Below are 11,706 nucleotides of genomic sequence, written 5' to 3'. Positions count from 1 at the left end.
TTTTATATCAGACGTCAAAAGTAATAAAATTGTTTAGTAAATAATGACTTGTTTGAAAATATAACATATTGTTTTTTTTTGTGATTTTTATGCGGAATTTGTATTTTTGAGTTCCTGTTAAATTTGATGATTTTTACCTTAATTTTTTTAGATTTTATTTTTTATAAGTTGATGAAATTTAGAGAAAAAAAACGTTAAAATCATGTTGATAACTAATTGTCTGAATCCTTTTATTTTAGTTTGTTTAATGCTATTTTAGCAAGGCTTCAAACCTAACAATAGTAAGATATTTCATGAGTCAAGAAACAAAATATACCGAAGATAATATCAGGTCTTTAGACTGGAAAGAGCATATAAGAATGCGTCCCGGAATGTACATTGGTAAATTGGGCGATGGGTCTTCTGCAGACGATGGAATTTACATTCTTGTAAAAGAAGTTTTAGACAACTCTATAGATGAGTATGTTATGGGCGCTGGTAAAACCATTGAAATCTCTATTCATGGAAGCAAAGTTATTGTTAGAGATTACGGACGTGGAATTCCTTTAGGGAAAGTAGTTGACGTAGTTTCTAAGATGAATACTGGTGGAAAATACGACTCTAAAGCGTTTAAAAAATCGGTAGGTTTAAATGGAGTTGGTACAAAAGCGGTAAATGCACTTTCGTCATTTTTTAGAGTAGAATCTTCTCGTGAAGGAAAATCTGCTTCGGCAGAATTTAGCCAAGGAAATTTAGAAAATCAGGAGTTTTTAGAAGAGTCATCTCGTAGAAAAGGTACTAAGGTTTCTTTTATTCCGGATGAAGAAATATTTAAAAAGTACAAATTCAGAAATGAGTATGTAGCCAAAATGTTAAAATATTATGTGTATTTAAACCCCGGTTTAACCATAATTTTTAATGGAGAAAAATTCCTTTCGGAAAATGGGTTGAAAGATTTATTGGAAGACAACAACAATGTAGATGATATGTTGTATCCAATAATTCACTTAAAAGGAGATGATATAGAAGTAGCCATTACCCATAGTAAAACGCAATATTCAGAAGAATATCATTCTTTTGTAAATGGGCAACATACCACGCAAGGAGGAACGCATCAATCTGCATTTAGAGAAGCAATTGTAAAAACAATTAGAGAATTTTACGGCAAAGCTTTTGAAGCTTCAGATATTAGAAAATCTATTATTTCTGCGGTTGCTATTAAGGTAATGGAACCTGTATTTGAAAGTCAGACAAAAACAAAATTAGGTTCTACAGATATGGGAGGAGATTTGCCAACTGTAAGAACTTATATTAATGATTTCTTAAAAACAAAACTAGATAATTACCTGCATAGAAATACAGATGTTGCAGATGCGTTACATAGAAAAATTGTTCAGGCAGAGAAAGAACGTAAAGAACTTTCTGGAATTAGAAAACTAGCAAAAGATAGGGCTAAGAAATCTAGTTTACACAATAAAAAATTACGAGATTGTAGAATCCATTTGGGGGATACAAAAAAAGAAGCGTATTTAGAATCTACACTTTTTATTACAGAGGGAGATTCTGCATCTGGTTCTATTACAAAATCTAGAAATGTAAATACACAAGCCGTTTTTAGTTTAAAAGGAAAGCCTTTAAATTCTTACGGATTAAGTAAGAAAATTGTGTATGAAAATGAAGAATTCAATCTTTTGCAAGCAGCATTAAATATAGAAGATGGTTTAGAAGATTTGCGTTATAATAATATTGTAATTGCAACCGATGCCGATGTAGATGGTATGCACATTCGTTTGTTATTGATTACATTTTTCTTGCAATTTTTCCCTGAATTAATAAAAGAAGGGCATTTATATATTTTAGAAACTCCGTTGTTTAGAGTTCGAAATAAAAAAGAAACGTTTTATTGTTATTCTGATGAAGAGAAACGAGAAGCAATTGATAAATTAAGGGGAAAACCAGAGATAACTCGATTTAAAGGTTTGGGAGAGATTTCTCCGAATGAATTTGTGCATTTTATTGGTAATGATATTCGTTTAGATCCTGTAATGTTAGATAAAGAAATGTCTATTGAGCAAATGCTAGAGTTTTATATGGGAAAAAATACTCCTGACAGACAGAAGTTTATTATTGAGAATTTAAAGGTTGAATTGGATACTATTGAAGAGGATGAAATATAATAAAAAACTAATTAAGAATATTCTTACCGGAATTTTTGCGTTGCTTTTATTGTTTTGGTTGTTTCAAATAGATTGGAATAACATGTCTAGTAAATCTAATTCTGGTGCATTATTTGGAGTTTTATCTGGTGCATTGTTTATAATTTCTATGCAAATAAAAAATAAAGAACCTAAAAAATAAGCATGAAAATTGGAGGTTTCAATTTGGCACTTCCAATTCTGAAACGATGAGTTTACGTTATGCTCCAATGGTTTTTACAGAACAAGGAGTTACCATATTATCTAGCTTATATGAATTGGTGGAGAAGAAAGAAAATACGCTAGAGAGAAATAAAATTGGTTTTAAAAAAGGAAAAAAAATAAAGAATATAGTTGGTAAATATACTTGCGTTAGGGATTGAAGTGACATCCTTTTTTATTTTTCATAAAAAAGATACAACGAAAAGCCCGACCTTTAGGTAACGCCCAAAAGCTTTATCTACATTTATATTTTAAATATAGAAAAATACATAGTTCAACGATTAAACTGTTAAACGTTTAAAAATGAGTGAAGAAATTAACGAGAACGAACACGAAGAAGAATTAACGAATCCTGAAGATCAATCTGATTCTCTAGAAAATCCGGCTGAAGCAGTAGAAACCATAACCAAAGTTACAGGAATGTACAAGGAGTGGTTTTTAGATTATGCGAGTTATGTGATTTTAGAAAGAGCAGTTCCGTCGTTAGAAGATGGATTAAAACCAGTTCAGCGTAGAATTATGCATTCTATGAAAGATTTGGATGATGGACGTTATAATAAGGTAGCGAATATTGTTGGTCATACGATGCAATATCACCCACACGGTGATGCTTCTATTGCTGATGCCATGGTGCAAATTGGTCAGAAAGAATTGCTGATTGATATGCAAGGAAACTGGGGTAACATTCTTACAGGAGATAGGGCTGCTGCTTCTCGTTATATTGAGGCTCGTTTGTCTAAATTTGCCTTGGATGTTGTTTTTAATCCGAAAACGACCGCTTGGAAAATGTCTTACGACGGACGTAGAAAAGAGCCGATAGATTTACCTGTAAAATTTCCGTTATTGTTAGCACAAGGAGCAGAGGGAATTGCGGTTGGTTTGTCTACTAAAATATTACCACATAACTTTATTGAATTAATAGATGCTTCCATAAAATACTTAAAAGGGAGAAGTTTTAAAATTGTTCCTGATTTTTTAACAGGAGGAATTGCAGATTTTACTCATTATAATGATGGTAAACGTGGGGGAAAAGTAAGAGTTCGTGCTAAAATTCATCAACTAGATAAAAAAACGTTGGTGATTACTGAAATTCCGTTTTCTACGACTACCACAACTTTAATTGATAGTATTTTAAAAGCCAATGATAAAGGGAAGATTAAAATAAAAAAGATTGAAGATAATACAGCTGCAGAAGTAGAAATATTAGTCCATTTGCCGCCAAATGTATCGCCAGATAAATCGATTGATGCGTTGTATGCTTTTACAAGTTGCGAAACATCTATATCGCCTTTAGCATGTACCATAGAAAATAATACACCTGTTTTTGTAGGTGTTTCTGAAATGTTAAAACACTCTACAGATTTAACAGTTCAGTTGCTTAAAAAAGAATTAGAAATTCAGTTAAACGAACTGGAGGAGCAATGGCACTTTTCTTCTTTAGAGCGTATTTTTATAGAAAACAGAATTTACCGAGACATAGAGGAAGAAGAAACTTGGGACGGTGTAATTGAGGCGATAGACAAAGGATTACAACCACATATAAAACATCTAAAACGTGCGATTACTGTAGACGATATTACACGTTTAACAGAAATTAGAATTAAGAAAATATCTAAGTTTGATATTGATAAAGCAAGACAATTTATAGAAGGTTTAGAGGAAAAAATTGCTGTAGTTAAAAATCATTTGGCAAATTTAATAGAGTTTGCCATAAACTACTTTAAGCGATTAAAAGAGACTTACGGAAAAGATAAAGAGCGAAAAACAGAAATTAGAATTTTTGATGATATTGTGGCTTCTAAAGTAGCAATGAACAATGCAAAACTCTATGTAAATAGAGAAGAAGGGTTTATAGGAACTTCTCTAAAAAGGGATGAGTTTGTAACTGATTGTTCTGATATTGATGATGTTATTGTCTTTAGAAAAGATGGTGGAATGATGGTCTCAAAAGTAGATTCTAAAACCTTTGTGGGGAAAGATATTATTCATGTTGCTATCTTTAAAAAGAAAGACAAAAGAACCGTTTATAACTTTATGTATAGAGATGGAGCAAGAGGCATGTCTTATATGAAGCGTTTTAACGTTACGTCTGTTACAAGAGATAAAGAATACGATTTAACCAACGGAAATAAAGGGTCTATTGTGCATTATTTTAGCGCAAATCCAAATGGAGAAGCAGAAGTTGTAACTGTTAATTTACGTGCAGCTGGTAGTGTTAAAAAATTAAAATGGGATATCGATTTTGCAGATTTAGCTGTAAAAGGTAGAGCGGTAAGAGGAAATAGAATTACAAAGTATGCTATTAAATCTGTAGATTTTAAATCTGAAGGTGTTTCTACATTAAAACCTCGTAAAATTTGGTTTGATGATACTGTGCAGCGTTTAAACGTTGATGAAAGAGGTGAGTTGCTGGGTGAATTTAGAGCTGAGGATAAGTTATTGATTGTTACACAAAGTGGAAAAGCAAAAGCGGTAAAACCAAACTTAGCAATGCATTTTGAAGATGATATGATTGTCTTAGAAAAATGGAAACCTAATAAGCCAATTTCTGCAATATATTTTGATGGTGAAAAAGAGCGTTACTATGTAAAACGTTTTTTAATTGAAACAACTGAAAAAGAAGAAGAATTTATTTCTGATCATGTAAAAAGTCAGTTAGAAATTGTTGCAACTGATTATAGACCAATCGCTGAAGTTCAATTTTCTAAAAGAAGTTTAGAAAACGAAGAAGTTAATTTTGAAGAATTTATAGCTGTAAAGGGTATAAAAGCACAAGGAAATCAATTAACAACCGATAAAATTAAACAGGTTAATTTATTAGCGCCTTTACCTTTTGAAGAACCAGAAGAAGAAATATCTGATGATATGGAGGTTGTTGATGAGGAAGTTATTGAAGATGAATTGCCTATTGATATTCCAGTACCAGAAACTAAAAAACCTATTTTAGAAGAACTTTCTGCAGAAGAAAAAGCAAAAATTGCATTACAAAAATCGATAGCAAGAAAAAAAGCAGAGCAGAAAAAAATAGATGATGAAAATCAGACGAAATTGTTTTAATAAATATTTATTTTAAGGTTTTATGGAAGATAATTCTAGATTAAAGGATAACGATAAAAAGGAAGATAAGTCACCTGAGATTCAATATCAAAAAGACAAAACAAAACAGCAACAAGAGCAACAACAACAACAATAATAATAATAATAGGAACGTTTGCATGAAATTTAAGGCACTACTACTTTTTCTTTTTTTTGTAGTATCTACTTTTTCTCAATCTGAAATTTATTATTTTAAAGATGCTAATAGCAGTTTAAGTTATAGTAACATTGCTCAAGAAGAATTTAAACCTCTAAATAAACAAGTTTTAGAAAAACATTCTGATGCTACTTTTTGGTTTAAAGTGCCTGCTAATAAAACTGACTTAAATTATATATTTAGAATTAAAAGTATAAGAGCCACTAATGCAAAGGCATATCAAAATTTAAGTGAAATTAAAAAGTTGAATAACCAAAGGTATTCATCTTTTAAATTTTCTAGAGGATCACCAATCTATATAAAAGTTAGTTCTAATTTTAGTTCTTATTTTCCTGTTGAATTAAATACAGTGGAAGATGCTACTTTTGAAGAAAAAATACAATTACTTATTGATGGTTTTTATTATGGAGTCGCTTTTTTAGTAATTTTGTTCAGTATTAATTATTTTTATTTTTTTAAAGACAATTCATTTTTATATCATGCCTTTTTATTGGCAAGCTTAACGCTTAGTTTTATTTTATCGGACGGTATTTTGCATTTATTTGCTGTAGATGAAAAAAATATTGAATTTTTAATTCTTTTAAATTATGTGATACTCACATATTGCTCTTCTAAGTTTGCTAATGGTTTTCTGTTACTAGATGACTATTATCCTAAAGTAAAAAACTATACTTATATTATAGGTGGTGCTATTATTCTATTTGTAATTTTATTTTTAATCTTTAAAAAGAATGATTTATATATAATCTTAGGTATTTTAACATCGATAATTCTACTTATCTATTGGTTTTTAGGTGTGTTACTTTTTAAGGAAAACACGCATACTAAATTATTTACGTTTTCTTATGTAATTATATTGTTTAGCGGAATAGATTTTTATGTTTTAAAAAATTTCGGAATTTCTTTATTTGAAACCAATGCCACTAATTTAAAAATAGGTGGTTTTATACAGATTATAATCCTTTCATTTGCTGTGATATATAGGGAAAAGGATTTAAGAAAGTATAACTCTTTAATGAAAAATGAGATTATAAAGTTTTCAGAAGAAATAGAGCAACTTACATTACAAGAGGAACCTATAAAGATAAAATTAGATGTTTTAAGTTTTAGAGAAAGAGAAATTTTTAATTTAATTGTATCTAGTAAATCAAATAAAGAAATAGCCGCTGAAGTAAATATCTCTGTAAATACTGTAAAATTTCATGTCAAAAATATTTATGGAAAATTAAATATTAAAAGTAGAAAAGAAGTTTTAACATTAAAAAAAGTCATAAAACACTAGGGTTTTTAGTTGAAACCACCCAAATACTACCCCAATACTACCCGTAAAATAAATAGAATTACTTAATATATATAGTAAATTTGAAATATAAAATTACCCCCAATAATTTTAATAGTAAAGACCTCCAATAGAAATATTGAAGGTCTTTTTTTTATTTCATTTTCTCAAAAAATGTCATTTTATAATCGGGCAATAAATCTGGATTTGTAATTTTAATAAAATCTTTTAATACTAAATCAGGTCTCGTAGCAGCTAATTCATAATATATAATTCCGCCCGTTTTTCCTTTCTTGATTGTAGATGTATAAACTTTATCATTTTTAAAAGCATCAAATTCAGTATAAATTTTATTGCTTTGTAATAATTGCTCTTTGGTAGAAAAAAATCCAGGAGAAATCCAATATTCAGCATTCTGACCTTTATCAAAAATACTTTCAAAACTTAGAGACAAACTTCCTTTTCCTTTTGTGTTTTTCCATAAGTAATTAAGGTTTGCGTCATTTATAAATTGTGCCACAAAACTTTCTCCTGCAGGTAAATTCCAAATATCTTTACTCATGATTGCACCAGACAAAATGGTTGGTTTTTTTGTTGATTTTAGTGCGATTTGTTTTGCTGCTAAATAATTACCTTCAATTATTTTAAAAATACTATCAGCTTGTTTTTCTTTATCAAAAAGAACACCAAAAAATTTAATCCATTCTGCTCTTCCTAAAGGAGTTTCTTCTAACCAATCTCCATTATAAATTACATTTATTCCTGCTTTCTGTATAGTTGTTAAGCTTTTATCTGCAGAAGTAACACTATAGCCAACCACTAGTTCTGGCTGTAAGTCTAATAGTATTTCAGTATTTAAAGAGGTTTCTTTTCCTATTTCTTTTATTTTTCCTGCATCAATTAACTGTCTTGTTTTTTCTGATGATACATATCTAGCATAAGGAAAACCGATAATTGAAGTTTCTTCGTTTAACAACTCAACCATAGGGATATGAGTTGTAGAAGTAACTACAATTTTTTGAATAGGAGTATAGATGGTGTTTTCTATAGGTGTATTATTTTCTGATTTATTTTTAATAATATATTCAGTAACTTCTTTAGAGTTCTGATAGGCAGATTTTATAACTAACTTTTTAACGCCATTATCTTCTACAATATCAAATCCCTTTGCGTACTTAAGAGTACTTTTTACTTGTGTATGATTATCAACTTTAACAGCTTCTTTTTTACAAGAAACGGTCATCAACAAAAATAATAAAACAGGAATTAAATTTATGTTTTTCATTATGAATATACTTGATTTTCTTGCTCTTGAACTCTAATAAAAGTAGTTCTTTTGGTCAATTCTTTTAACCTACTTGCACCAACATAGGTACATGTAGATCTAATTCCGCCTAAAATATCTATAATAGTATCGTCTACATTTCCTCTGTAAGGAACTTCAACCGTTTTTCCTTCGGAAGCTCTATAATTTGCAACACCACCAACATGTTTATTCATGGCTGTTGTAGAACTCATTCCGTAAAAAGCTTTAAATTTTTCTCCATTTTTTTCAATCAATTCACCACCACTTTCTTCATGTCCAGCAAGCATGCCGCCTAGCATTACAAAATCTGCACTACCACCAAAAGCTTTAGAAAGGTCTCCAGGAATTTTACAACCTCCATCAGAAATAATTTGTCCACCCATACCATGCGCTGCATCTGCACATTCTATAATAGCAGAAAGTTGCGGATAACCAACTCCAGTTTTTACACGAGTTGTGCAAACCGATCCCGGACCAATACCTACTTTTATAATATCTGCACCAGCCAATAATAATTCTTCAACCATTTCTCCAGTAACTACATTACCTGCAATAATTACTTTATTAGGATGGTCTTTACGCATTTTCTGAACAAAATTTACAAAATGTTCCGAGTAGCCATTGGCAACATCAACACAAATAAAGTTTATTTTCGGAAATTCGGATAAAATTTGTTTTACTTTTTCAGAATCATCTTTTCCTGTCCCTGTACTAACGGCAATATTGTTTAAAGTTTTTTCATCAGCTTTTGCTGCAAATTCTCTCCATTCTTCTATAGAATAATGTTTATGAATTGCGGTGAAAAGTCCGTGTTTTGCAAGAGCTTTTGCCATTTCAAAAGTACCAACAGTGTCCATGTTTGCAGCCATTATAGGAATTCCTTTCCAGACAACATCGCTGTGTAAAAAAGTAAACTCTCTTTCTAAACTTACTTGTGATCTCGATTTTAGTGTAGATCGTTTTGGGCGAATCATTACATCTTTAAAACCTAACTTTAATTCATTTTCTATTCTCATTTCTATCAAAATTATCAATCCTTAAAGGTATAAAATTTGGAAACGAATTAATTAGATTGTTCATAAGAATGCATATATATTTGCAAAGATTTTGGTTTTGATGTAGAGATAATCTGCATCGAATTAAAAGGGAATCTGGTTAAAATCCAGAGCTGTTCCCGCAACTGTAAGTTTATACTAAGTTTGTGCTGAGTTTATTTTTAGCATCATTTAGTCCCTCTTTAGAGGATGTTATTAATTCTTTTACCACTGACATTTTTTTGTTGGGAAGGTATAATAACATAAAACGAGTCAGGAAACCTGCCATAAATCACGAGTTTAAAACTTTCGGGATAAAGGTTTATGTACTAATTCTATTTTGTACACAAATTTACCTGATTTATTTAGATTCCTTGTTTAACAAGGAGTGAAACATTATTGTTTTCTTGTAAAAGGAGAAGACTTAAATTAAATCATTAAAAATGAAAAAACAATTATTAATTGTTGGTGTTTTGGCATATAGTTTTGCTAGCACAAATCTTTTTGCACAGCAAAAAGAAAAAGTAGAAGCTTTAGATGAAGTTGTTGTTACAGCAACAAAATTCAATCTAAAAAAAGAGAATACTGGTAAGGTAATTCAGAAAATTACTCAAAAAGAATTGCAACAAAATGCTGGTAAAAATGTTATTGAAATTCTAAATAATGTTGTTGGTATTGATGTTAGAGGTGTGAATTCTAATGCATCTGAACCAAGAAGTATTAATATTAGAGGAGGAAGAAATAGACAAGTTTTGGTTCTAATTGATGGTGTGCCAGTTACAGATCAATCTGCAATTAATCAACAATTCGATTTACGTTTATTAGCCGTTAGTCAAATAGAATCTATTGAAATTTTAAAAGGAGCATCATCTACATTGTACGGTTCTGGAGCAGCTACTGCAGTTATTAATGTTGTTTTAAAGAAAGCATCAGCAGATAAAATTTCTGGTTCTTTTGAAACAAGTGTTGGTACAAATAATACCGCAAATGTTAAAGAAAGCGGATTGTCTGACAATAACCAGAATGTAAGTTTAAACGGTACTTTAGGAAAACTTAATTTCTTAGGTTCTTTTAGTATTACTGGAACAGACGGAATGTCTGCTGCAAAAAGTAAAACAAATGCTGTTTATGAAAATGATAGTTTTTACAGTAAAAATGCGTTGTTAAAATTAGGTTATGCGGTAAATGATAAGTTTTCTATAGAGACTTTCTTAAATTATGATAATTTTGATTATGATTTTGACGCAGGGGCTTTTTCTGATAGTGATGCAAATACTGGAGATCAAGAGCAGTTTAGAGTTGGTGTAAAACCAAAATACACTTATAATAAAGGAGAAGTTTACTTATTAGCCTCTGCAAATGTGGTAGAAAGAAATCTAGAGCAATTCAATTCTTATGGTGGTACTTTAGATAGCTACGAGTTTGTTGGTAGAAGTGTAAATTTAGATTTAGTAAATAGATATGATTTTAAGGATGGTAAAATTCAATTAATTACGGGTTTAAATTACCAAATTCATAGTAATAATACAGTTACTCCTTTTGCAGAAATTGAAAAAGGAATTGCAAATTTTAATACTGTAGATCCTTATGCAAGTGTAGTGTATATAACAGATTTTGGTTTAAGTGCCAATGTAGGTGGACGATTAAATATTCATAATGTATATGGTAATCATGCAGTTTATGACGGAAATCTTGCGTACTCAGTTTTAAAGAATGAAAATGCTACTATTAAGTTATTAACCTCTTATAGTACGGCTTTTATTACACCAAGTTTGTATCAATTATATGATGGTTTTTCTGGTAATTTAGATTTAAAACCAGAATCTAATGAAACTTTTGAAGCAGGTTTTGATGTAAATTATAAAGATTGGCTTCAGTTTGATGTGGTTTATTTTAATAGAAAAGAAGAAGATGCAATTATTTATGATAATGCTACTTACAAATATGGTAATGGTTCGTCGGATGCAAATGGTTTTGAAATAAATACCAATATTACACCTGTTAATTTCTTAACTGTTAACGCTTCTTATACGTATGTAGATAAAGATAAAACAGAAGATTTTAACGATTATATTCCTGCAAATAAATTTGTAGCAGGTTTAGATGTGGATGTTTTAAAAAATACATTCTTCAATATTACTTATAAAAATGTAGGAGATAGAAGTATTTATGATAGATATGGTTCTTTTGGAACCGCTGGAGAAGATGTTACTTTAGAGAGTTATCAAGTATTAGATTTTGCTGCTAATTATAAATTATTAGGAGACACTGTAACTTTATTTGGTGGAGTTACAAATATTTTAAACGAAGATTATGATGATATTTTAGGGTTTTCTACACGTGGTAGAAACTTTAAATTAGGAGTAAGACTTCAGTTTTAATAAAGGGAAATTTGCTATTTTCGAAAAGAGGAAGAAGACCATCTATTTTAGATGGTC

At 30.0% G+C, this 11,706-nt stretch carries 8 protein-coding genes and 1 riboswitch; of the genes, 6 read left to right on the top strand and 2 right to left on the bottom strand.

The window, feature by feature from the left end:
• The first annotated feature begins 293 nt into the window (after positions 1-293).
• From H0I29_RS16010 to H0I29_RS15990, 5 genes are all read left to right on the top strand, one after another.
• Entirely contained in the window at positions 294-2,156 is a 1,863-nt protein-coding gene (locus H0I29_RS16010) for a DNA topoisomerase IV subunit B (protein ID WP_218730529.1), read from the top strand.
• A complete protein-coding gene (locus tag H0I29_RS16005; protein WP_218753314.1) occupies positions 2,146-2,337 on the top strand; it encodes a hypothetical protein in 192 nt (63 codons plus the stop codon). The genes H0I29_RS16010 and H0I29_RS16005 overlap by 11 nt, the downstream gene beginning before the upstream one ends.
• Before the next feature lie 46 nt (positions 2,338-2,383).
• Positions 2,384-2,557 (top strand): ORF6N domain-containing protein, encoded by a 174-nt coding sequence (locus H0I29_RS16000; protein ID WP_218730527.1) that lies wholly within the window; start codon positions 2,384-2,386, stop codon positions 2,555-2,557.
• Positions 2,558-2,699: 142 nt separating this feature from the next.
• A complete protein-coding gene (locus tag H0I29_RS15995) occupies positions 2,700-5,453 on the top strand; it encodes a DNA gyrase/topoisomerase IV subunit A (protein WP_218730526.1) in 2,754 nt (917 codons plus the stop codon).
• Between the two features lie 158 nt (positions 5,454-5,611).
• The gene (locus H0I29_RS15990) at positions 5,612-6,931 is read left to right on the top strand and encodes a LuxR C-terminal-related transcriptional regulator (RefSeq protein WP_218753312.1); all 1,320 of its coding nucleotides are present in this window, start codon (positions 5,612-5,614) and stop codon (positions 6,929-6,931) included.
• A gap of 151 nt (positions 6,932-7,082) precedes the next feature.
• Here H0I29_RS15990 and H0I29_RS15985 read toward each other — a convergent pair whose 3' ends face one another.
• The gene (locus H0I29_RS15985; RefSeq protein ID WP_218753310.1) at positions 7,083-8,213 is read right to left on the bottom strand and encodes an ABC transporter substrate-binding protein; all 1,131 of its coding nucleotides are present in this window, start codon (positions 8,211-8,213) and stop codon (positions 7,083-7,085) included.
• Positions 8,213-9,250 (bottom strand): GMP reductase, encoded by a 1,038-nt coding sequence (locus tag H0I29_RS15980; protein WP_218753308.1) that lies wholly within the window; start codon positions 9,248-9,250, stop codon positions 8,213-8,215. Before H0I29_RS15980 ends, H0I29_RS15985 begins: the two co-directional genes overlap by 1 nt.
• A 75-nt stretch (positions 9,251-9,325) precedes the next feature.
• Positions 9,326-9,573: riboswitch (cobalamin riboswitch) on the top strand.
• A 138-nt stretch (positions 9,574-9,711) separates the two neighbouring features.
• Between H0I29_RS15980 and H0I29_RS15975 the strand changes: the two genes are divergently transcribed.
• Positions 9,712-11,649 (top strand): TonB-dependent siderophore receptor, encoded by a 1,938-nt coding sequence (locus H0I29_RS15975; RefSeq protein ID WP_218753306.1) that lies wholly within the window; start codon positions 9,712-9,714, stop codon positions 11,647-11,649.
• Positions 11,650-11,706: the final 57 nt, after the last annotated feature.

It is taken from the genome of Polaribacter sp. R2A056_3_33 (genome assembly GCF_019278485.1).
Lineage (GTDB): Bacteria > Bacteroidota > Bacteroidia > Flavobacteriales > Flavobacteriaceae > Polaribacter.
Note: the sequence above shows the minus strand (reverse complement) of the source record. Positions and strands in the feature narration are given on the sequence as shown.